Source organism: Pristimantibacillus sp. Z349TD_6 (assembly GCF_056173205.1).
In genome coordinates this window covers 3,190,631-3,213,690 of record NZ_CM149662.1, presented here as the reverse complement: position 1 = coordinate 3,213,690, position 23,060 = coordinate 3,190,631, and the positions used below count along the sequence as shown (strand labels likewise).

Below are 23,060 nucleotides of genomic sequence, written 5' to 3'. Positions count from 1 at the left end.
GCCTCTCCTCCTTCTCAATCGTAGTAAAACACTTTTCTCGAAATGATGCCCGCCGATAGGCTGAGTACTATAGCGACAACGATAAAATACACCCAAGACATCGCTGCGCTCTGCCCGAACTCAAACGTTTTGAATGCGGTTTCCGAAATGAGTGCGTTAACCGAATTGTTATTGAATGAATCAATAATGGAATAAATTAAATTCGTCAGAATAAGCGGCGTCATCATCGGGAATGTAACTTTCCAGAAAATCTCATAGCCCGTCGCCCCCTCAATTCTCGCAGACTCGTACAGTGAGGGTGAAATGGATTGCAAGCCCGCAAGAAAGATAAGAATTTGGACGCCGGAGGAGCTAATAATTTCATAGATTCGGTCAACCGCATCCGAAATATAATTTACGAATACAGGCGCCAAGCCGGACTCCATCATCATCTTTTTCAGCTCGAAGCTCTGCATAAGGTTTCCGCTTCCGCTAGATGAAGAAGAGCTTCCAACAAAGCTGCTAATGTCCATATTGGCTATAGCCGCAGATGCTAGAATGACGGGTAGAAAAAAGACCGCCCTTGCCATCGCTCTTCCTCTGAACTTCTGATTCAGCAGCACCGCTGCAAAGAGACTGAATACGATGATGATTGGCACATTAACGATCATATCTGTAACCGATTCAGTCAGCCTCCGCGGAAAATCCGCATTGGTCAGAAATAAATGACGAAAGTTTGCGAAACCCTCATACTTTACTGCGAAGCCGCCTTCAACCAAACTTATTGAGCTTAAGCTAAATCGTAAGGATTGAATGAGCGGCATGATAAACAGCATGACTAATCCCAGCATTAATGGCGTGGCGAACAGCACGCCGCACCAAGCTTTTTTCTGCGCCAAGGTCAATGGCTTATTGAACATCTGCCTCACCGCCTACCTGATAACTTTGAGCTGCAAGCTGCATGCCCTCTACTGCTATCGCCTTATTATTGTAGTTGATCGTAATGACATAACCGTTCTGAAATGTCGTTTCCACGACGCCCGGCACGATTTGTCGATGCTTCACAATGACCTGATTCCGAACCTTCGACAATACGCCATTCGCTTCCTTATAGAGCTGCACCGCTTCATCAAGCCAATCTTTGTAGTTCAAAGCATAAAGATTATCGTAGTCGGTGTCCTTCACTTTTGTTGAGTCACTGGCGTACCATTGATAATATAAGCTCGAGCCCGTTTCCAGCGCCTTCAGCATCGATAGACGAGGATTTTGTTTATCATCCATGTTGTAAGGTGAGCCAGCCAAATCATAATAGCCATGCAATGCAATTTGATAAAACGGAATATCCTGATCTGTAATATTCATCAGACTGCTCTTGGTCGGTGCGTTAACGATTACATCTGCATAAGGCAAGCTGTATGCGTTGCCGCCATTCACCATGATCGATTGCGCCTGAAGGCTCAGCTTATTCGTCTGTGTCTTGATCATTTCCAGCGCTTCCTGACGGGTTATCGTTTTATCCGGATTGTAATCGGAATTGACCTGATTTCCCATATCTCTTAGCGATAATCCCTGCAGTCCGAGCGCTTTATAATCCGCCAAAAAACCGTTTATTTGCTTCGGCAGCGCAGCAGGCGATAAGATATAGTGGGAAAATTTCGAAGTATCCTGATCGTACATAACCGGATTATATTGATAAACCTTTGCTTCGCCGCGATCAAGCCATGTAGCCGATCCACTGGAACCTTTGTATTTTTCCAAAAAGGCTGTATCCGGGTAGAAGCCGATCCCGTTTTTCTGTGCAAAATCAGCTAGCTCACGAAGCCCTTCTTTGCCTCCCAGCTTATTCACCACTTTGATACTTGCTGGCGAGCTGTGCCGAATACCATTATTAAACCACCCGACATAACGCAAATCGATATGGTGAATATCCGTATCCATCAACTCTTGCAGCAAGTTTTTTGCTTCAGCAAAGCTGGTTAGCGATTGTGTTGCTTCATACGGTATTCCGAGGAATGATTTATCTACCCGGAATGCTCCTACCAGCTCCATCACAAACGGCGAATCCTCGACTTTATCCAGCTTTTGTATATTGAATTTTTGGATTAAGTAATTGCGATATTCAGCAGCCATTCCTACATAATCGGATGTTTCACCGCTAAGAAAGGAATATCTTATGGATAAGTCGCCTTCGTACCTTTTCTTTTGGAACATCGGCACAGAGCTCGTTTTTGTCCCCGACGTAAGCGTGTAAAAGTCCATTGATGAAATTTGAAACTTGCTGCCAACGGTATTATAGGAGTCGTTTCGTCCGCTTACATCTGCTGTGATGCTTGCCATCGCATCTCCATTTTCAATGATCCCAAACAAAGCATGGTCGGATCGCTTAAGCCCAAATACCGGCAGCCTTGTCATCTCATTCGTCTGTATTTTCTCTTTCACATTGTACGTACCGTCATTGCCGTACACAGGCAAATTATAGGGTTCCGCTTGGTGCTTTCCGCTGTTCAGCTCAATTAGAGCGCCTGCGCCGTCAGGCACGAACAAGTATCCCGCTTCCTTCACACCAGCAGCGCCAAAATGTTTAAGCACCTGTACGCTGGCAATTGGATATTCCGCATTGAATTGCAGCTCCTTGCCTGGAATCGTTACGACAAGCTGCTCATTATCCAGCGTATACTGAATTGGAATCGTAAATTCTGCCCTTGCGGCTGATGCAGCGTCGGCTGCGCCATTCTCTTCGTTATCCTGCTGCGCATCTTCCGCTGTGTAGCCCGCAGCTTCGAGTGCCGCTGAGATTTCCTCCGCTACGTAATCCTGCAGCTTGCGGACGACATAAATTTGTTTTGCCTCATCGAAGCTGAATTTGTATTCAACACTTTTCCTCAGCTCTTCATCGGCAATCTGATCCAAGATTTGCTCTTGAAATCTTTTTTTGCTGATTACCTTTGGAATATTAGCAAAACCTTTGGCAATATTGCCTATTCGATAAACGACTTTGATCCCGTTCTCTTCGTCCGTTATTTCGAATTGCTGCTTTGCGACGCTATCATCATAGCTGTTGAAAGCATTGACCTGCCCTTTTTCATTGTAGTAAGTAAGCAGCACCTGTGAGGATAGCTCTGAATGGTACAAAGGCGAAGCTTTCTGATCCTCGCTTCTCTCTACCGGGTTTGAAAACCAGACGTAGCTGTCGCGTTTGTCCTTTAAGGCAATTTCTGCCGTTTCACGGTTGATATAGAGCTGAAGCGCGTCATTTTCTTTCACTAACTCCATCGCTGACAACGCTTGCAGCTCTTTATCCGTGTTGACCGCAGTTGATTTACGTCCTGCCCCAATCACCCGCTCTTCCTGCTGAGCAGAGACGGCCTCGGCTTCATTTGTACCGAGGTTTATCTGCGCTCCAGCTTCTTCCTTCTTGCTGCAGCCTGCCGCACTTGCAGCAACAACGCTCGCAAGCAGTGCCGCGAACAGGATGCTGGACATCTTCCTCTTACCTGTCACGACCATCTCTCCTTCCCGCACGCTACAATCTGAACGATAATTCCTTATAGACAGAAATGGCGAAGCTGATCATCTGCTGAAGCATGCTGAATAATAATACCCCGATAAAAACAATAATTCCGATGACAACGAGTGTAAGCAGCATCGTCACAACCGTTTTCCCAGCTGAATATTGATGCACTGTCATCGTACCTGTGAACAGCAGCCATGCTGACCAAATCAGGGCAACCCCATCAAGCAAATAATAGAACGAGCTTTCGCTGCCTGTAATTAAATTGCTGTACAGCGTTTGAGGCAAATAAATGATAACTAATGGCATCATCGCATAAGCTGTCGCCATCACAATTTCTTTGAATTTACCTTCACCATTCATCAAGGTCGTTAAGGACCAGTTGGCAACACACCAGAGAACAAAAGGCAATACGATAAAAGTTAATTCGTTCAAGCTGTTCAATTGGCTTGGGTTGTTGAAATTGACGACGAAGCCGCTGTATTGCCGCTTAATAATGGTGAAGATGACAAGCAGAAACACAATGCCGAAAGCGAGCTTGAGCCTGCCCTTCTGCTCGTATTTCATTTCCCAAAAGCCATTAAAGGGATGCATCATCGTGTAGAAAGGGTTTTTGATAATGCCGAACTCCTGAAAGTGCTGGCCATTCACCTTTCTCCGATTCCACTTCATGAGGGCAAAACCAAGTACAACAGCTAGAGCAACAACGAGAACAATAGTGCCGAAATGCGCGAGCACGATGCTTTTTCGATAACCCTTAAATGCTTCGGAGTAATACTCCCTGTTGTTCCCAAGCTTGAAATAAGACATCGCCTCATGATATTCGCCTTTTTTGAGCAATGATTTGCCGATGCCTAAATAGGCCACCTCCACATTTCCGTTTAGCTGAAGCACCTTCTCCCAAGCGGCTGTGGATTGCTCTGTTTTGCCATGATAAAGCGAAATAACGGCTTCCCTAATCAAGCTGCCATAGCGGGTTGGCTCGAATGCCGTCAGCCGTCCGTTATCTTTATCCAGCACAAGTATATGATCATCCATAATTTCAATGGCAGAGGGGGTACGGAAATTCTCCTGCTTGCTTCCTAGCCCTCCAAACACATACAGCAGATTTCCATCCTTGTCGTAGGTAAATATCCGTCCCCGCTTAGAATCAAGTGCGGAATACATGCCAGCTTGATCCGCAGCCACATCGATGAATATGGAGCTGCCCGGATTGGTCCCCGTCTTCAGAGTGCCAATATCACCCTTGGGCGGAAAATAACCCTTGCTCCGCAAAATATCGGCTCCCGATGGATTCAGCCGTTTGATCGGCCGGTTCGAATCTTCTTCTGAGGTTGAGGTGTAGATGAACCCGTCCTCGTCAAGATCGAGATTGTTAAATTCAAGCGGTATGAACTGCTCCATTTGCTGTCTTTGTGCTTTGGTCGATATCCGTTTCCAGAACAGATCAATTGGGCTGAACTTTACGCGGTTCGTTCCAATAAAGCCGATAAACTGCCCTTCATCGTCAAACTCCATCATTCCTTCGTAAGACCCGCGGCTAACGACTAATATTCGCTTCGCTTTATCAACGGCTACCTTGATTGGCGCGTACTGAAACCCTGGCCGCAGCAGCGTTGATTTAGGCTCGCCTATTGCTCGTATGAACTTACCCGCAGTATCAAATACGACAAGTCTTCGGTTGAGTGTATCTGCCACATAGATGAGACCATCATTTGTGCCAAATACCCCCTCCGGCTTATTCAGCGCATCTTCTTTTCCTTCATTATCAAATTTGGAAATGACCAGTTCTTCTTGAAATTCCTTGTTTAATATAATGATTCGGTTATTGCCCGTATCCGCAATGTATATTCGCTCATCCTTGCCAACGAACATATCCATTGGCGAAGCAAGACGCCCACTGCTCCAATTGTCACCGTAAATGACTTGCTCCATTTTGTATGCATTCGGCGAGGGCACAGCATCTCCCCAATAGGAATACTGATAGGTATCTATTGCGGCTTCTGCAACAGGAGCGGCCGCACCGATTATGAGCGATGCGATAAATAACGCGGCGATGATTCTCTTCATCCGTTGCTTCCCTCCTGTTATTCCTTCAAGCCTGATGTAGACATGGTTTGAATAATATTGCTCTGCGTTACGATAAATACGGTGATCGGCACAAGCATCATCAGCAGTGTAACCGCAGCTACCGGTCCTGTTCTAACAAGTCCTCCGCTTGCGATTTGGCCAAAGACATAATCAACTGTTTTTAATTGCTCGCTGTAAATATATTTGTGGCTCGTTACTGAACCATTTGTCCATAAGCTTTGCAAGGAGAAAATGATTAACGTCAGCCAAGCTGGCTTAACGATCGGCATAATAATTTGCCAATAAATTCGGTATTCACTCGCTCCGTCAATTTTGGCTGCTTCTAATAGAGCATCCGGGATTTGCTCCATGAATTGCTTCATGAGATACAATCCTAGAGTCATGCCGAAAGCAGGCAGCAAGATCGCCCAATACGTATTAATCAGACCAAGCCACGATATGATCATGTAGTTCGGCACTTGTGTAACATAGGCGGTAAACATCAGGGAGAGTACAACGAGCGAGAACAACACTCGTTTCCCCGGAAATTTAAGCTTGGCAAGAGGGTAAGCCGCTGCCGAAGCAAAAATGACATGCCCCACGGTGCCCACGATAGCAATGAAAAAAGTATTGAATACGTATCTTGAGAAGGGCACCCACGAATCACTGAATATACCAAGCAAATCTCTGAAATTTTTGAAAGTAGGATTTCGAACGAACAGCTTTGGAGGAAAGGAGAAAATTTCATCCAACGGCTTAAATGCATTGCTGATTGTGAACACAAGCGGCAATGCCATAAAACAAGCGACGCCGCCAAGCAGCAGAAACAGCAGTATATCGACTGACAAGGAACGATTCAGCCTCTTTGACACTTTAAAAGATCGTTTCATCCCTCTACTCACCCACTTTTCCCAGCAGCTTCTGCGTTAAGAGATTTGTAAGGAGCATGATACTGAACAATACCGTGGCAATCGCCGACGCATAGCCCATCTCATACCGAATGGAGCCGTAATCAACCAAATGGGTAACAATGGTGTGTGCTGCGTAATCCACACTTGGGAAACCGATCATATAGATGGAGATCTCTGCGATGGAGAACGCCAACGTAATTTGGATAACCGCACCAAACATCAGCTGTGGACGCATAGCAGGCAGTGTTATGAACCACAATTCCTGCCAGCGGTTGCGAATGCCGTCAATGCTTCCCGCTTCGTACAGGGTGCGATCTACATTTTGCAGCCCTGCGATAAAGGCTAGAAAGGATGTGCCGAGGCTTAGCCATAGTTGAACGAGAATGAGAATGCCCAGCACATACCTTGTATCTTGCAGCCACTGAATCGGCTCCATAATGAAGCCCCACTTCATTAGAAAAGAATTCGCATAACCATAAGAGTCGCTTGCGAACAATAGCTGCCAAATCAAATAGGTATTGCCCGCAATCGATGGCGCATACAAGACGAGCGTTAGAAAAGCTCTTATCTTCGGCCTTAGCTCGTTAATAAGCCATGCAAACAAGAAGCATGCCAAGTAACTAATCGGCCCCGTAATGGCCGCGAACAAAAACGTATTTTTTACCGCAATTAGAAAAATATCGTCTTGAACGAGTAGTCTTGAATAGTTTTGCCAGCCAATCCACCTAGGCTTCTCAAGAAAATTAAAATTCGTAAAGCTGAGCAGCAGCGATAATAGCACAGGGAGTACAGTAAATGTGCAGAAAATAATAAAGTATGGTGCCAGCAGCACATAAGCGTGTTTACTTTTTTTCATTTCAACAAACATGCGCGTTAATTTTGGCTTCAGCTCTTTCCCGTGAGCTAGAATACGTGAATCGCCTTTCCCCCTTGTTACGGGGCGGGCTGCTACCTGCTGTTTCATTTAAGCCCCTCGTTTCTAATAAGGAAGATTAAATTCCTTGCGCTTTAATGTAATTTCCTCATTCATCGCCCTTACATATTTGTCCATCGTTTCACGCGGATCTTCTCCTTGAACGACAACACGGCGGAATGCATTATCGATGTTTCTGCCTGTCAAATATCCACCCGGAACCTCTGGAATGCCCTTAACCCATTTCATTTGCTCCTGCAGCATTTGAAAATCCTTCGTTGGCCAAGGAAGTGAAGCTAACGCTTCCATATTTGCCGTTGGGTATCTAGCAGCAGCACCCATTCGAATTTCCATTTGTCTGCCAAAAGCAACCTGCGTATCTTTGCCTGTCCACCATTTCAAGAAGGTCCACGCCTCTTCTTTGTTTTTCGCTTGCTTGAACATAATCGATGCCGAGCCTCCGCTGCCTACCTCGCGGTGGAAGGAACCATCGGCAGCAGCAACGCCTGGAACGGGTGCAAATGACCACAGCCCTTTGATCTCAGGTGCAAAAACAGTCAGCTTGTTATACATCGTATAATCGACGATACCGATTGGCATTTCGCCTGTTCGGAAGCGGTTTGCGAAATCAGCTGCGATTGGAATCTTATAATTGACATAAAAATCGGTCCACTTCTTGAACTCCGAAATCGATGTCTCTGAATCCAAATCGCTCGATTTACCACCGTCCTTATAAAACTGGCCGCCTTGCTGAAGCAGAAACATCGCAAATGCAGGATTGGGCGGAAGCGTCATAATATTCGTCGTTGCAAGCTCATTGCCAATGGAATCAAGCGGTTTTTGCGGTAAACCAAACTGCAAGTTATGCTTCTGGAGCGTAGGCAGCATATCATAGACATCCTGCCAAGTTTCCGGCACTTCCAAATGCAGCTCATCCTCCAATATATCTTTTCGGAAAAACATCATCGGAAACGTTTGCTGCTCAGGCAATGCGTAGTAGCTTCCTTTATATTCATAAGGCACCATGGCGCTGGCTAGAAACTGCTCCTGTACTTCCGGATAATCTGGAAACGCAGATAAATCCTGAAGAGCGCTGCGGCTCGCGTAATTCATCGGCAAGTCGTTGCCAACCTGCAAAGCAACATCCGGCCCTTTCCCCGAGACGGTTGACGGTAGAAGCACATCCGCGCTTACGAGTTTTAAATTCACATGTATACCCGTCGTACTCGTAAAACGATCATCTATCAATCGTTTGATGACTTGTGCTTGGTCACGCGCCGATGTTACCCATACAGTCACGCTTTGCTTCGTCTCTTCTTCATCCGAGAAATCATCGTAGTTTTCACTAAAGGATGCTGCGAACGATTTAATCCCTGTTAACATCTTTGCCCATCTGGTTGCTTCGGGCTTTGGCAGCTTTGCTTCTGGCGAGCTAACGATCACATAATCCAAAGCAAGCGGCTGTTCATTAATCGTAAGCATCCATGAGCCAAGCGCGCCAACATTCGTCTTAAATGCTTCGATCCGTGATGGCACGGATTCCGGGCGGCCCGCCATGTCCTTAAGCTGATACGCTAGTCTATTAATAATCGCTGTACGGTCATTTCCACTCTCGGATGGTCCTTCCATACTGCTCGCAATGCTATAGAGCAGCTCGCTTTGTTTCTCAAACACTTCAATCATTTCAGGGATGCGCTGTTCCAGATTGTAATCACGGAAGGTATCCGGAACGGTACCTGTATAGCTGATGATTTGGCGATACAAGGCATTTAACTCAAGAATGCTCGTTTCCACCGATCGCAAAATTGGCGCCAGCTCGCCCAACGTCACTTCCATCCGCAACCGATGCTTGCCTTTAGTAAGATGGAATAAATAAGGCTCATCTTTGCTCGTTCCCAAAACATTCATTTGCCAAGAATGGTTATATGGAAACTGAACCTCTTTCAATTCCTTAAAGGGCAGCTTCCCATCTATATAAATGGAGCGCAGCGCAGACATGCCATTCAAATAGTTTTGACGGTTTTTCAAAGCGATTTGATAGAGCCCTTCTTGCTCTACTTCAATTTCCCATTCCATCCATTGTCCCGGCATTCTCCATGCCCATCCACCCATTGCATTATTGCGAAGCTTTGATACATGGTAAGGTTCGACCGCGGGAGAAGAACGATCATTATAAGGCAGCAAGCTTGGCGTAGATTTGTATAAAGCTTGCTCTGCTTGAAGCTTGATCGAAACGTCTGCAGCCGGCTTTAGCCCATCTTCTTTATACTTGCTGGCAACCTCTGCATATGTAGGAGCAATTTCCGGTGCAGACAGCTTCAACCAATCGATGACGAGCGGCTCTTTAACCGAAGTCAGCGTCAGTGTATGCTGGCCTCTCGAGAAATAAAATAAAAAAGGCTCTTCATAAAAGCCCGTGTTATCTTTAATTAAGCTTTCCTGCCACATATACTCTTCGATTTGGTTAGGCAGCAGATCATTTCCCCTTGCATCGCGATCGAAGCTTTGCTTCTCGTTTTTCCATATTCGATTGAAGGTTATGCTTCTAGCTTCATTAAATGGCGATTGCCCATCCACTAACAGCTCCCGTTCAATATCTGAATCCTTGCCCGGCTCGCTATAAAAATGTATACCGAGATTGTATAGTCCTTCTTGCTTAACCTCGAATGCCCAGGAAATCGCACCTGAATCTTCCGTGAGAACCGCTTGCCCCTGATTGCCCACTCTATTCTCAACGATAGAAACTTCCATTCCCTTAACTTCGCTGTAGCTCTCTCCTTCGATTACAATCGTATCGCTAGCCGCCAGTTGAATAGGATCATATTTAGACAAGTATTCGTCATAACCACCCTTTTCATATGGCGTATCTAAAGCCGTCGGATGGGTATTCCGATTGCTTGCCGATGTTCCTTCAGCAGTAACCGTGCCGTTTAGTGCGGACTCTTGAAAAAACAAGGAGACGCAAACAGCTAGTGACAGAAGCAATAACGAAATGACTTTAACGCTTGGTCGCCGCATCGTTTCCCCCTCCTCCCTAGCAGGCTCTCTATTAAAATAGGAGCCTGCTGAGAGTTTTTGACAAAATTTTATTTGTTGTCTTGAAGCAATTTGTTCATGTTCGCTTCAAACTGCGGTTTGATTTTGTCAACTGCAGTGGACGGCGATACTTTGCCTTCTGTAATTTCTTTGACGACACCTTCAAACAGCTTCTCGCCATCTGGAATGCCATAGTAGGAGATATACTCAATGTTGTCGGCCATCTGTTTCCGAGTATCGAGCGACTCTTTGCTTGGGTAAGAAGTTTCCCATGACTCATTGGCTAGCTTTCTGCCCTCTTCATGAAGACTAATCTCATCAAGAATTTTCACAGCAACCTCAGCGTTTTTCGAATATTTAGCTACCATGAACATATTGCCAAACGGTGTGTAGGAAACGTAGCGATCAGCCTTAGGGCCTTTCGGGAAGAAAACATAACCAAGTTGTTGATCCTTCATGCTATCGACAAACGTGCCAAGCTCCCAGCTGAATCCTGCATAGATAACGCCTTTGCCAGCGATGAACTCTTTCGCTGCATCCTCAGGAACCGGCTGCATGATCGATTTATCTGTGTTGTAGAGATCAGATATGAACTGCAAGGACTCAATCGCATTTTCACTGTTCATAGCGAATTTGTATTCTCCACTGGCATCCTTGTCCAGAGCCCCGTTGTTCGTGTAGACCATCTGCTCTGCAAATGCTTTAACTTTACCGTAAGCGCCGGTTACGCCAAATACATCTGTTTTTCCATCGCCGTCTGTATCCTTTGTTGCGGTTTTTGCAAATTCACGGAATTTATCCCATGTCCATTCGCCTTTTTGTTGAAGCTCGTATGGATCCTCTAGGCCAAGCTTCTGAACGAGCGTTTTGTTATAAAACATGCCGTACGGAGAAGGAGCTGAATCCGTCATCCCGTATTGCTTGCCGTCATAACTTCCTCCAACCTTCATCCAGCTAATATATTTCGGATCGTTCAAATCCAAAAACTCATCAACTGGCTGAATGAACTGTTTGTTCACAAGCTGTGGAAACGCCCAGAAAAGCTCGATCCGAACGATATCCGCAAACGGTGTGCCTGAGAGAGAGGTCGTCGTGAAATTTTCAATATACTTTCCATAGTCGCCGAACTTTACAAATTCAATTTTGCCGTTATATTTTTTCTCCGCATCTTCAATCAATTTGATTTGCGCTTCTTCTGCGGGACCTTTTTCTTCTACTAATCTTGGATCAGCTCCGTCGTACCATACGCCGATTTTAATCGTCTGACCTTTTAAGTCGTATTTGTTCTCTTCCGGCGCCACAGTCGCTTCTGTTGTTGGTTCAGCATTTGTCGGAGAAACTGCATTCGTTTCTTTCCCTTGATTGCTGTTAGCACCATTTTTTCCGGAGCATCCTACAATCGAAACCATGAGTATTAAAGCAATAACTGCAAACGAGCGTAATTTTAGCTTTTTCATTTAAAATCCCCCATCATTCATATTGGATTGAAATTTTAAAAAGACATGATTACGAAACGCTTTAACCAAGCTCTAGACAGAAATACCGAACAGCCCTCCTTAACGGCATAATAAAACCAGTTATAAAGCGCTTACATTCTTCGCAAGCAAAAATAACCGATATATCCATTGTTGTACAATCGGTTCGTTCTCAAGGTGCATCACTTCAATTACAAACCGACTTGGCTATGTAATTAGATATACCTTTTAGCCTGCTTACAAAAGTTATTATAATCGCAATACTATTTTTTGTAAACAATGAATATACTTAATATAGTAAAATACATTATTGATTATACCAAATAAAAAAGCTGGCCATTAGGGCCAGCTTTTTACATTAAAATGAATGACGCAGAAAAATAGATTGTCTATATCGATTTGACCGAGGCTTGATCATCTACCGTCTGCACGCCAATGGACTCTCTCTCTACCACACGAACGGGAACCTGTAATTTTTGCGGTGAAAAATCAGCTCGTTCAATTCGATTAACGATTAATTCAGCCGCTTTACGGCCTATTTCGTTATAATCTTGGGCTACGGTCGTAAGCGGAACCTCTACATGCTGCGCAATGATATGATCGTCGAAGCCGGCAATTGAAAGCTGTCCTGGAACTTGCAATCCCATTTCAATCGCATTTTTAAGAAGTTCGACGGCAAGGTGATCATGCTCAACTTGAATCGCTGTTACTCCAGCCTGAATCAGCGAAGCAATCATTGATTTATAGAAGGTTTTGCTATTTGTTTCATCTACTTGTCTATAGAAATCCGAAACGATTAAGTCAGGATCAATCGGAATTTTGTAATCCTTCAGCGCATTGCAGTAGCCTTGATACCGATCGCGCACCGAACTGCGAAATTCGATGCTGATGCTGGAAACAAAAGCAATTCGCTCATGGCCAAACTCAAGCAGCTGCTTCGCGATCTCATAACCGCCTTCAAAGTTATTTGAAGTAACGCTCGTAATCGGAATGCCTTCAAAGTACTGATCAATCGTTACAATCGGATAGTCGTTCCAATAAATAGCATTGATCAAATCGATATTGCTAATGGTGCTGATCGGATACAATATGATGCCGCTTGAACCGTTCTTAGGAATTCGAACGAGGAGTTCCTTCTCTTTGTCTCTGCTCCAATTGCTGTTATGAATGCTTAAATAATAACCTTTATCGTCCAAATAGTCCGATGCTCCGGTTATATAGTCCGATTCATGTGTCGCCATATAAGGAAGAATCATTGAAATAATCCGATTGGCATTTGAGGTGCCTGTATCGGATTCAATATAAATCTCTTGTTTTTTGACGAAGCTCCCGCTTCCGCGTTTCCTGTATATTAGGCCTTCCCGTTCCAGCTCGATTAATGCGCGCTTCGATGTAATGCGGCTAACCCCTGACTTCTCCGCCAATTCCACTTCTGTTGGAAGTTGTTGATCAGGCAAATATTCTCCCGATTTTATCTTTTCCTTGAGATCCTCAAGAATGACCATATACAAAGGTTTGTTATCGGACTGCATGTTCATTCACTTCCAGTCTATCCGTAATGCATTTCTTGTATTGATTATACCAAATCAATTCTTTATAATGCAAATTAAATATACCAACTTCATTCGAGTATACCTGCAGTATTTAGGAGAGGAATGATCATAATTATGAATTCAGACTGGACAACACAGGTTCTAGAAAAATTCGCCTACAAAAGGAGCCTAGCCAGCTTGCGTGAAGAGCAGCTATTTAGCGTTTTTCAGCAGCCCTTAAGCGCGGATGAGCAGTTTGCGCTGCAATTTTTATATGCCTACATGCCTCTTAATGACTTAGCTGATTATAACGGTGAACTTTTTCTTAGCCATGTACGGGCTTCTCTTGCTATTCGAAATAAAGTGCCATGGGGCAGCACGGTGTCCGATCATTTATTTTACCACTTTGTCCTCCCCTACCGGGTCAATAACGAGAACATCGAAGATATTCGAAACTTGTTGTTTAATGAATTGTTCGATCGCGTCCGAGGACTGTCCATGGAAGATGCCATTTTGGAGACTAACTACTGGTGCCATGAAAAAGCTACCTACATAGGAAACGACCAGCGCACCGTATCTCCTTTAACCATTATCCGTACCACTCTCGGACGCTGCGGAGAGCAGTCCACACTTGCAGTTGCTGCACTCCGCAGCATCGGAATTCCTGCAAGGCAGTGCTATACACCACGCTGGGCCCATTGTGATTCCAATCATGCTTGGGTTGAAGCTTGGGCTGACGGTCGATGGCATTTTCTCGGTGCTTGCGAGCCAGAAGCAAAGTTAGACCAAGGCTGGTTTAGCGCCCCTGCAAAAAGGGCTATGCTCGTTAATACGAGAGTTCCCTCCAACTATGCAGGTCCCGAGGAAATTACGCTGCAGCATCCTTGGTATACTGAAATTAATTTACTAGACAACTATGCCGTAAACAAGACTATTACGATCAAAGTACTTAATCAAGCTGGTTCCCCATGTAGTGCTAAGGTACACTTCCAGCTGTATAATTACGCCGAGTTTTCTACGATTGTGACAAAGACGACAGATCAAGCCGGGCAAGTTACCCTTACAACTGGACTTGGCAGCTTATATATACATGCTGTTAGCGAAGAAGGCTGGGGCTCTATACTTATCCATACGGGAGACGCAAACGAATTTACAATGGTTATGAGCAAAGAGGAAGTTCGAGGCGGCATTTCAGATATTGATATGATCCCCCCGCCATCTGTGGACAGCAAGCTGACTTCAGCCGCCACTGAGCAGGAGAAGCAGAAAAATAGTGAGCGAATTCAAGAGGGTTCCCAAATTCGTGCTGCATATGAAACAACATTTGTTAGCTTGGAGCAGTCTTCTCAGCTAGCTGATCAGCTCTCCCTAAGTGGAGATCGGGTATGGAACGTCCTCCAAAAAGCTAGAGGCAACAGCCATGAGATTTATGCTTTTTTACAAAATCAATCGCCTTTATATGGAGAATGGCCGCTTTTGCTGCTGGAATCACTTCATGATAAGGATTTGACAGATACGTTTCAAATTTCGTTAAATGATCATCTACTTGGTTTTTTGCCTCTGATTGGAAGTCAGGATACCGATTTAGATAAATCTTTTACCAGCAAGTATGTTCTTTGTCCGCGTATACATTTTGAGATGATTGCACCCTACAAGCATCGTTTCCAAGAGCGTTACTCGGAAGCAGAAAAGGAACTGTATCGCGGTCAACCTGAGGCCATGTACGAGCGGCTTGCGGGTGAATTTGAAATTATCGAAGGCATGAATCATTATAACGGCTCTGCCACGCCGCTAGGCAGCTTTGAATTACAAAAAGGCGATCGGCTTTGCTTCCACATTCTTCTAATCGCAACAGCAAGAAGCTTAGGAATACCATCTCGCCTTGAACCAACTGATTTAAGGCCGCAATATTTTATGCTAAGCCATTGGACTGACTTTTGTTCGGAGGGCACCTCAGCGCCAGCTCTAGGTTACGTTCATTTCATCAAAGACATAGCAGCAGATGTAGAAGAAGCAGCCTATTTCCATAACTTTACGATTGCACGCTGGACGAAAGGCATGTATCACACACAGATGCTCCCTTTTGGCAAAAAGGACGTATTCGACGCGCCAATCGAATTGGTGTGCGGACAATATCGGCTAATAACCGGAACAAGACTTCCAAATGGTACTGTAAAGGTCCGGCTTGCTTATTTCGACATTTCTCCATCAGCTACAACAAAATTGACATTGAGCTTCCGCAGCAAGGATATGGAAATTCCAATTCTTGCCTCACTCTCCGCTGATGCCATGGATAAGGAGTTATTCTTTCCACAGATTAGCATGAAGGCAGCCGTTCAGCCACGAGGCGCAGTCATCGCTTGGATCGAGCCAGACCGTGAGCCTTCAAAACATCTGCTGAGAGAGCTTCGAGAGCTGGCTCCTGCATTTGAGGCATGGAATGGCCTAGTTATATTGACAGCGGGTGAAGATAAGCTGACCGCATCCTTCTCATTAGAACAAGATGCTGCCTTGCCACGAAACGCTTCTTTCCACCTTGATCAGTCATACGCTGGCCTTAACCTCTTTCAGCCCTTGGTCGTGCCGAAGAGGATGGAACAGTTTCCCATCCTGTTTGTTTTGGATAATGTAGGACGAATCCGTTACATGTCAGAGGGATACAAGCTTGGAATCGGCAAAGAAGCGCTTGATGCCATTCATGCGATTGCTAATTCTCATCAGGAAATAGATTAAGCCGATCCTCTGATGCTGGTGTATAACTATATGTACGGCTTAGCTTCACTACCCGGCGATTTGGTCTGCGAATAACGACAGAGGACTCGTCCCATGCTACAACGATACCTTTAACGTCATTTGCTTCGATTGCATCTCTTACAACTCTTATCGTCTCACCGCTTACGCGATATTGATCCAATTGCTCTTCACTTATCATTGCAATTCCTCCTGCTTCTATTCTAACCTATATGATTATTGAAAAACCTCAATGGATGCTTACGCATCACATTGAGGTTTACTTCAAAATATAAAATAATAATAAGGTTTAACTTATAGTTATATCAATCTTTAAGTTAACCTGCATGCTCTTTCGCGTCATTCGTTTCATACCACTCATCCAGCACGCGCGATGACATCACTCGTTTGCCGATATATTCGCCTTGACGGTCAGTGAATTGCTCCCGCCATTCAATAGACAATTCGTCGCAAAGCTTCACGATGGTGAGCAGCTCTGACCATGCGACATAACGTTTGTACCAGAAAAATTGCGGATGCTCAATCATATAAGGATATAAATCATCAAATTCCGTATGTTTACAATCTAGTGCACGCTCAAAGTGGACTTTAGCATCGCTTAGCTTTGTATACATAAACTCTGCAGACATTTCCCCCATAGTATGTGCCTCCCCTCGATCACTTCTGTACCATTATAAGCGATAATGCCGGATGCGAAAAGAACATTTGTACTGGAACTTATTACTCAAATTTAATTTCACCGTTATCAAGCGATGAAATGCGAACGAGCGGCTCCACACGAATTCCTTGTTCCCGCAATGTTCTTCCTCCAGCTTGAAATGACTTCTCGACAACGACGCCAAGTCCAACTAAAGCTGCTCCCGAGCGCTGAATAATTTTTATCAATCCACGCGCTGCATCGCCGTTGGCAATAATGTCATCAATAAAGAGTACCCGATCTTCAGCCGTTAGAAACTGTTTGGACACCATAATATCAGTCACCATTCCCTTTGTAAAGGAAGGAACACGTTCTACATATGCATCCGGATCAGCAATTAATGTCTTCTTGCGGCGAGCGAAAACGAGCGGCACTCCTAGAGTATATGCGGTTGCAAAGGCAGCGGGTATTCCCGACGACTCCACCGTTATCACCTTCGTAATTTGCTCCTCCGCGAAGCGCCTTGCAAACTCTTGTCCCATTTCCATTGTCAATGCTGGGTCGACCTGGTGGTTGATCAAAGCATCCATCCGCAGTACATTGCTAGACAATACGGATGATTCTGCTAAAATACGTTGTTTTAAACTTTCCATCTTTCATTACCTCCACCAAAATCCTTTTTGATACCGTACCATAGGTCAGGCAAAAAGTGCAACCCTATTGAAGGGATCGTTTTTAATCCCAAAAAAATCTAGCGAATTCGAGCGGGAAATTTCATATCTACAGTAAAATAGAGAAACTTTTACCACATTTTACACGTCTAATTTAATAACCTAACTTTTGAACGAATTTAGCTGCACATTTATAAATATTGTTCATTATACCGATGATATTTCCTATAGGGAAAGGAGTGTAAACCTTGAAAACCAATCGATTATTTACGAAAAAAGCGGCTATGCTCGCGGCAACTTCAACGCTTGCCTTATTGCTTGCCAGCTGCCAGAGCGCATCGACGATCACGCCCGATACTTACACGGATGACACAGCTCCTCTTCTGACCAAGCAGACGAGCAAGCCTAACAGCCCTCAGAACTCTTACTCTGAGCTAACGGAAAATGAGATTCAAATGGACGAGCCTCATATGAACAAAGTGGATACGAGCAGCAATACAAACGCTGAAACCTCAGCAGTCAGCAAGCCAGAGAATCCCAAAGCGCCGGTAAAAACCGAAAGTGAGGATGCATTGTGGCAAGCAGACGCGCCTCTTCTCCATGGCGTAGCAATTGGCGATACCCATGCTTCTGTTGTTAAGCAGTTTGGCAATCCGCAAGACAGCTACAAGCTTGAAGAAGATACGGATCCTGTTACCGTGCTTGAATATGACGGATTTGCAGTTGGAATCAATGCTAAGAAAAAAACACAATTTATAGAGCTTTTTGAAAAAAACATTCAAGCCGGCCTAAGCGGCCTGCAAATTGGGGACAATCCGGAAGCTGCACTGCTTGCACTTGGCAAGCCTGAGAAGCAAACCGCCTATTTGCTCACTTACAAAGCAAACAAAGCGCTGCTTAAGCTGGATCTTGATCCCGAGCATAACGAAATCATTTCCATTAAGCTTCTCGCTACCAGCTAGACAGAATTTAGCATGCGTAACTAATATAAAGAGCAAACCAAGGCTCCATTGAAGAAAATACACCACAGCACTACCGCCGCTACTAAATTAAGGCCCTCTCTGCTTCTAAATATCCCGTAGAAAATCGTAATATTTTGAAAAAAGTCATGCCTGTCCCCGTTTGGACATACCTTCTAATTATAGAGGGTTTTCGAACGGAGGACGGTAGACGATGTGGAAACGTACTGGGAAAGTATTGCAAATCGCTTCAACTTACATGGGGACAATCGTGGGGGCCGGTTTTGCCACCGGCCAAGAAATACTTCAGTTTTTTACCCGCTTCGGTTACTGGGGTACGGTCACGATTGTTATATCTACCATTTTGTTCATTTGGCTAGGCACCAAGATGATGCTCATTGCAAGTGAAATTAGAGCAAAGTCGTACGAAGACTTAAATAAAGCCTTGTTCGGCGACAAATATGGACGACTTATCAGCCACTTCATGTTAGTCGTACTCCTTGGCGTAACCGCTGTTATGCTCGCAGGTGCCGGCACCATCTTTTATGAGCATTGGAATATTTCATATCAATCAGGTCTTCTTATTACGATTGCCGCTTGTTATTTTTTGCTGCGCAAAGGAATGAATGCTATTCTAACGGTCAATGCGATCGTCGTTCCTGTTATGCTGCTGTTCACTGTACTCATCATAATCAATACATTTCAAACGCCAGGCGCAGACAAGTTCATTACTTTATCAAGCGACCATTCCATCTGGGCCGCTTGGGCTTCACCTTTTTTATATACCGCCTTCAACCTCTCAATGTCGCAAGCTGTGCTTGTACCGCTGGGAGCAGAAATTCGTGACCGCAAAGTCATTATTGCTGGCTCATGGGTCGGAGGAATCGGTATCGGGTTCATGCTGCTGGCTGGTCACATCGCGCTTTCCGTTCATATGCCAGGCATTCAACAATTCGCAATACCGATGGGTGGGATTGCTAGGCAGCTAGGGCCTAGCGTACAGTTTATTTACGTTTTCATTATTTTCGCTGAAATCTTCACGACACTCATTGCAGACATTTACGGCCTCACCCTTCAGCTTCATGAGCGTTTGAAATGGGCTCGGAGCTTGATTGTACTTCTTATCCTCGCGATTTGTTATGTAGCCAGCCAGATCGGATTTGGTCCGCTGCTATCAACTCTTTATCCGTTATTCGGCTTGGTCAGCTTGGGCTGGCTCATCTTAATTATCCGCAAACGTGTTATTACTCATTAGAGAGCAGCTGGCTGCTATAGATCATCATATTTGTACGAGTAACGCACCCTCGCAATGCTCAAGCATTGCGTCTCGAACATGCTCATGACATGTCATAACTATCATTTGCCTTTCACTCGATAAGGATGCGAGCAGCTTGGTTACTGCATGCAGCCTGCCTTTGTCGAAATTAACAAACACATCATCCAGCATAAGAGGAAGCTTCGCTCCACTTGTTGCTTCCTCCGCCAAAGCAAGGCGCATCGCCAAATAAACCTGCTCCGCTGTTCCTCTGCTTAACATTCCGCTGTCGATGAGACGGTGCTCCGCTGTTTCCAGCCTGATTCCCTGTTCGCCTGGCGTTGTAAGTACCCGAATATATTTGCCACCTGTCAGCTCCATCATATAGCGCGACGCATTGCGAAGCACGACAGGCTGACGCTCTTCTTCATAAACACGTTTTGTTCGGCTAATTAATGCTGCACTAATAGAAAGGACCGCATACCGCTCTGCATCCTTCTCGATCTGGGCAACCGTCATCGCTTTATCAGAAAGCAGCCTTTGATGCTCCTCTTCCTGCAAAAGATGGTCTAGCGACTGCCGCACTCTCCCCCGCTTTTCAAGCTGATCCTGCTTTTGCCGCTCCAGCTCTTTCAGCTCCGTCTGCGACTCCAAATGCAGCTGCTGCAGCTGCTCTTCATCATAGCTGCCAAACAAATGCTCGAGCTCGGAAATTCTCTCCGCTGACATGCCAGCCGTTATTTCCAACGCAAGCTTCGACAACTCAAGCTCAAGCGCAGTCCATATGCTATGATGCGAAATGGCCAGCTCATATTGAGCTTCACTTGATAGACCAGCCGCTTCCACTGCAATCAACACTTGGCTCTCTAGCTCAAGCTGCCGGGATTCAGCAGCCTGCTGCGCCATGCGCAGCTCATCGCAGCGCGCAATAATAGCGCGCGCTTCTTGTTTGGCTGCAGCATGGCGGCGAATTTCGGCATGCAGCAGGCGCAGCGCGAGGGCTGGGTCAGCAGCCGCCGCTGCGGCCGCTTCCTTGAAATGCCCGCACAGCTTCGCTGCTTGCGCAGCGAAAGCAGCCAGCTGTTTGCCTGCGGCGGCTTGTTTCGCCGACAGCCGGTCGTAATGCTGCAGCCGCTGCAAAGCTTGCTCGGCAAGCTCGAATGCTTCGAGCGCAGCGGCCGGCGACATTCCCGCCGGCAGCGAGCGAGCTGCAAGCCAGTCAGCCCACTGATGGGCGATGGCTTGCCTTGCTTGTGCAGCAGCAGCGGCAGCCTCGCTGCGTCCTGCAGCGTGCGCGCGCAGCCGCTCTAGGCGGCGGGCGAGCTCGCTGCTATGGTCGATGAGGCGCTCGCTGCGCTGCAGCGCCTCGAGACGGGCTTCGACTGCGGCGCGCAGCTGTGTGCGCGCTTGTTCCGCAGCGAGCAGATGCTCTGGCGAGCTGTAATGCTTTGCCGCAAGCAGGGCAGCAGCTGCCTCTTGCGGATTATGTACAATCATCTCTAAAGCTTGATGCACTCGTTTTTCTCGTTCATTAAGTTCCGTGCCAGTAAGCGCAGCTGCTCCGCCGCGCCCTCGCGAACGCCCGCGTCCACGCAGCTGATCGCCGCTCTCGCCTGCTGCTGCACTCCCAGCGCCGCGACTCCGCAGCAGCGCCACAACAACAAACGCAAGCGCCGCTCCCGCCAGCGCCAGCGCAGCAATACCTGCACCGCGCCCTGCTCCGCCAAGCGCGGCAGCTCCAAGCGCCAGCGCGGCTCCGCCCGCTCCTGCCGCCGCAGCCCACCAAGGGCCGGCTCCGCCTCGGCCCGAAGCTGCCGCGCCGCGGCCAGCCGACTCGCTATCGCTTGCGGCTGCAGCGGCTCCGGCAGAGCGCGCCCGCTCGAGCTCCCACTCGCGCAGCGCGCTATCGAGGGCGTTCCACGCCCCCTTCAGCGCATCTCGCGTGCGCGGCAGCACCTCAAATCCGGTGCTGCCCTCCTGCTCGCTGCGCTCCTTCTCCCGTGCGGCGGCTGACCTCGCCTCCTCCAAAGCGATAGACGCTTCCTGCTCCTGCTGCTTAAGCGTCTCAAGCTCAGCCGCGAATCGCTCCTCTCCTCGCGCATGCTCCAGCTCCTGCTGCTTAGCGCTGCGCACAAGGTCACGATCGGCTATCGTAACGTGAAGCTCCCTCAACTGACGCTCTGTCCATTCCGGCGCGATGCTGGTAACGAGCCTCGCAATCATCTCATCATGCTCGCGCAGCTCTGATTCCAGCTCCATGCTGTCCTGCTTCAGCTGGCGCATGCTCTCAGCTGCCTGAAGCAGTGCTTCCGTCTCATCTCCAATACGAAGAAGCTGCTCATCATAACTTATCGCTTCAAGATGCAGCTCCATCAGCAGCGCTTTCTGCCTTTGCTTCTCAGCTTCTTCGCGCAGCTCAGCTCTTTGCCTTTGCAGCTCGTCCCATTCCTTCTCCGCATGCGGCGACAGCTCTGCAGCGTAAGCGACTTGCTCGCGCTCAATCATCAGCTGCTGCTTGCGAATCCACAAAGGCCTAGTCGTGCAAGCTTTATGAAGCAGCATTTGCCTTGCTTCCTTTGCTGGCAGCTCCAATTCCAGCTGCTGCAAGAATGCATCCAGCTGGCCCGTCTGCTGCGTCAACTGATTGTAGGACACAATGGCATCTGCGCGCTTCCGAAGCTGCACATCTATTTGCTCAAGCGTTTTCAAATGCTGATTAATTTGTTGATTAGCTCCGCGAGGCTTAAAGAGAAGGTCCATCTCCTGTGCTAAACGCTTCTCAGCTGCTGCTATCGATTTTCCGTTGTCCCACCCTGCTTGATACAAATATTGTCCAAGCTCTTCTCCCGACAATGCGCCGATTGCTTGCAGTTCAGTCAGCGTAATGGCGAATAACTGTCGATACAATTTTTCGCTAATGCCTCCTAAAAACTGCCGTTCCCATTCCGTTTGTGTGAGTGCTGCTTCTTCGAGAGCTTTATCTGCTGCAGCAATAACGCTAATGAATGGTTCATTTAACAATTCGTCATTGCCAGCTGCATGGCTTAGAGCGCGAAGCTTAAGCTTGCCTAATCCATCAGCCGCATACCGCTCAACAACGTATGCTCCATCTTCTGCACTTTGAAAAAACATCCGACCGCCATGCTTGCCGCCATTCACCGGTTCTTGCCGCTCATTCGACTGTCCGCGTTTGGCAAAACCAAAAAGCATCGATCGGATAAAGCCGAATACCGTGCTTTTTCCCGCTTCATTTGGACCATATACGATAATGACCGCCGCATCGAGCGGTATTTGCTTCCTATATAGCTGTCCGAAACCGTCAATTTCAGCCTTCAAAAGCTTCATGCTACCTGTCATCTC

General features: G+C 46.6%; 15 protein-coding genes. 3 read left to right on the top strand and 12 right to left on the bottom strand.

Going from position 1 to position 23,060, the window contains the following annotated elements:
* Nucleotides 1-14 precede the first annotated feature (14 nt).
* From AC0VYE_RS13670 to AC0VYE_RS13635, 8 genes are all read right to left on the bottom strand, one after another.
* Nucleotides 15-899 carry a carbohydrate ABC transporter permease gene (locus AC0VYE_RS13670; protein ID WP_076270038.1) on the bottom strand — a complete coding sequence of 295 codons (885 nt, stop codon included), beginning with the start codon at nucleotides 897-899 and terminating at the stop codon, nucleotides 15-17.
* Nucleotides 889-3,480, bottom strand: coding sequence for a DUF5696 domain-containing protein (locus AC0VYE_RS13665; protein ID WP_475448607.1), 2,592 nt, complete (start codon nucleotides 3,478-3,480; stop codon nucleotides 889-891). The genes AC0VYE_RS13670 and AC0VYE_RS13665 overlap by 11 nt, the downstream gene beginning before the upstream one ends.
* A gap of 22 nt (nucleotides 3,481-3,502) precedes the next feature.
* Complete coding sequence (locus AC0VYE_RS13660) at nucleotides 3,503-5,560, bottom strand: YIP1 family protein (protein WP_475448605.1); 2,058 nt, start codon at nucleotides 5,558-5,560, stop codon at nucleotides 3,503-3,505.
* Nucleotides 5,561-5,577: 17 nt separating this feature from the next.
* Complete coding sequence (locus AC0VYE_RS13655) at nucleotides 5,578-6,450, bottom strand: carbohydrate ABC transporter permease (RefSeq protein ID WP_076270040.1); 873 nt, start codon at nucleotides 6,448-6,450, stop codon at nucleotides 5,578-5,580.
* 4 nt (nucleotides 6,451-6,454) lie between these two features.
* A complete protein-coding gene (locus AC0VYE_RS13650; protein ID WP_256711010.1) occupies nucleotides 6,455-7,339 on the bottom strand; it encodes a carbohydrate ABC transporter permease in 885 nt (294 codons plus the stop codon).
* A gap of 111 nt (nucleotides 7,340-7,450) precedes the next feature.
* Nucleotides 7,451-10,402: an extracellular solute-binding protein gene (locus AC0VYE_RS13645; protein WP_475448603.1), complete on the bottom strand. Its 2,952-nt coding sequence runs from the start codon at nucleotides 10,400-10,402 to the stop codon at nucleotides 7,451-7,453.
* A gap of 68 nt (nucleotides 10,403-10,470) precedes the next feature.
* The gene (locus AC0VYE_RS13640) at nucleotides 10,471-11,877 is read right to left on the bottom strand and encodes an ABC transporter substrate-binding protein (RefSeq protein ID WP_076270042.1); all 1,407 of its coding nucleotides are present in this window, start codon (nucleotides 11,875-11,877) and stop codon (nucleotides 10,471-10,473) included.
* Between the two features lie 407 nt (nucleotides 11,878-12,284).
* On the bottom strand, nucleotides 12,285-13,427 hold the full coding sequence (locus AC0VYE_RS13635; RefSeq protein WP_475448601.1) for a GntR family transcriptional regulator: 1,143 nt from the start codon (nucleotides 13,425-13,427) through the stop codon (nucleotides 12,285-12,287).
* Nucleotides 13,428-13,550: 123 nt separating this feature from the next.
* Between AC0VYE_RS13635 and AC0VYE_RS13630 the strand changes: the two genes are divergently transcribed.
* Nucleotides 13,551-16,160, top strand: coding sequence for a transglutaminase-like domain-containing protein (locus AC0VYE_RS13630; RefSeq protein WP_475448599.1), 2,610 nt, complete (start codon nucleotides 13,551-13,553; stop codon nucleotides 16,158-16,160).
* Here the strand turns inward: AC0VYE_RS13630 and AC0VYE_RS13625 are convergent.
* The 3 genes from AC0VYE_RS13625 to AC0VYE_RS13615 form a co-directional block, all read right to left on the bottom strand.
* Nucleotides 16,135-16,359, bottom strand: coding sequence for a hypothetical protein (locus tag AC0VYE_RS13625; RefSeq protein WP_076270045.1), 225 nt, complete (start codon nucleotides 16,357-16,359; stop codon nucleotides 16,135-16,137). The two genes, AC0VYE_RS13630 and AC0VYE_RS13625, sit on opposite strands and share 26 nt — an antisense overlap.
* 136 nt (nucleotides 16,360-16,495) lie before the next feature.
* On the bottom strand, nucleotides 16,496-16,816 hold the full coding sequence (locus tag AC0VYE_RS13620; RefSeq protein ID WP_076270046.1) for a hypothetical protein: 321 nt from the start codon (nucleotides 16,814-16,816) through the stop codon (nucleotides 16,496-16,498).
* Between the two features lie 82 nt (nucleotides 16,817-16,898).
* Complete coding sequence (locus AC0VYE_RS13615) at nucleotides 16,899-17,468, bottom strand: xanthine phosphoribosyltransferase (RefSeq protein WP_076270047.1); 570 nt, start codon at nucleotides 17,466-17,468, stop codon at nucleotides 16,899-16,901.
* A gap of 266 nt (nucleotides 17,469-17,734) precedes the next feature.
* Here AC0VYE_RS13615 and AC0VYE_RS13610 point away from each other — a divergent pair, with 266 nt between their 5' ends.
* Both AC0VYE_RS13610 and AC0VYE_RS13605 read left to right on the top strand, forming a co-directional pair.
* Nucleotides 17,735-18,448 carry a hypothetical protein gene (locus tag AC0VYE_RS13610; RefSeq protein WP_475448597.1) on the top strand — a complete coding sequence of 238 codons (714 nt, stop codon included), beginning with the start codon at nucleotides 17,735-17,737 and terminating at the stop codon, nucleotides 18,446-18,448.
* Nucleotides 18,449-18,659: 211 nt separating this feature from the next.
* Nucleotides 18,660-19,700: a YkvI family membrane protein gene (locus tag AC0VYE_RS13605; protein ID WP_076270049.1), complete on the top strand. Its 1,041-nt coding sequence runs from the start codon at nucleotides 18,660-18,662 to the stop codon at nucleotides 19,698-19,700.
* A gap of 24 nt (nucleotides 19,701-19,724) precedes the next feature.
* Here the strand turns inward: AC0VYE_RS13605 and AC0VYE_RS13600 are convergent, their stop codons facing one another.
* Nucleotides 19,725-23,045 carry an AAA family ATPase gene (locus tag AC0VYE_RS13600; protein ID WP_475448595.1) on the bottom strand — a complete coding sequence of 1,107 codons (3,321 nt, stop codon included), beginning with the start codon at nucleotides 23,043-23,045 and terminating at the stop codon, nucleotides 19,725-19,727.
* Nucleotides 23,046-23,060 lie beyond the last annotated feature (15 nt).

What these genes read in the sequence shown, in the direction of transcription:
- AC0VYE_RS13670 (WP_076270038.1), bottom strand. Translation starts at nt 899, where the DNA reads ATGTTCAATAAGCCATTGACCTTGGCGCAGAAAAAAGCTTGGTGCGGC.
- AC0VYE_RS13660 (WP_475448605.1), bottom strand. Translation starts at nt 5,560, where the DNA reads ATGAAGAGAATCATCGCCGCGTTATTTATCGCATCGCTCATAATCGGT.
- AC0VYE_RS13655 (WP_076270040.1), bottom strand. Translation starts at nt 6,450, where the DNA reads ATGAAACGATCTTTTAAAGTGTCAAAGAGGCTGAATCGTTCCTTGTCA.
- AC0VYE_RS13650 (WP_256711010.1), bottom strand. Translation starts at nt 7,339, where the DNA reads ATGTTTGTTGAAATGAAAAAAAGTAAACACGCTTATGTGCTGCTGGCA.
- AC0VYE_RS13645 (WP_475448603.1), bottom strand. Translation starts at nt 10,402, where the DNA reads ATGCGGCGACCAAGCGTTAAAGTCATTTCGTTATTGCTTCTGTCACTA.
- AC0VYE_RS13640 (WP_076270042.1), bottom strand. Translation starts at nt 11,877, where the DNA reads ATGAAAAAGCTAAAATTACGCTCGTTTGCAGTTATTGCTTTAATACTC.
- AC0VYE_RS13635 (WP_475448601.1), bottom strand. Translation starts at nt 13,427, where the DNA reads ATGCAGTCCGATAACAAACCTTTGTATATGGTCATTCTTGAGGATCTC.
- AC0VYE_RS13630 (WP_475448599.1), top strand. Translation starts at nt 13,551, where the DNA reads ATGATCATAATTATGAATTCAGACTGGACAACACAGGTTCTAGAAAAA.
- AC0VYE_RS13625 (WP_076270045.1), bottom strand. Translation starts at nt 16,359, where the DNA reads ATGATAAGTGAAGAGCAATTGGATCAATATCGCGTAAGCGGTGAGACG.
- AC0VYE_RS13620 (WP_076270046.1), bottom strand. Translation starts at nt 16,816, where the DNA reads ATGGGGGAAATGTCTGCAGAGTTTATGTATACAAAGCTAAGCGATGCT.
- AC0VYE_RS13615 (WP_076270047.1), bottom strand. Translation starts at nt 17,468, where the DNA reads ATGGAAAGTTTAAAACAACGTATTTTAGCAGAATCATCCGTATTGTCT.
- AC0VYE_RS13605 (WP_076270049.1), top strand. Translation starts at nt 18,660, where the DNA reads ATGTGGAAACGTACTGGGAAAGTATTGCAAATCGCTTCAACTTACATG.
- AC0VYE_RS13600 (WP_475448595.1), bottom strand. Translation starts at nt 23,045, where the DNA reads ATGAAGCTTTTGAAGGCTGAAATTGACGGTTTCGGACAGCTATATAGG.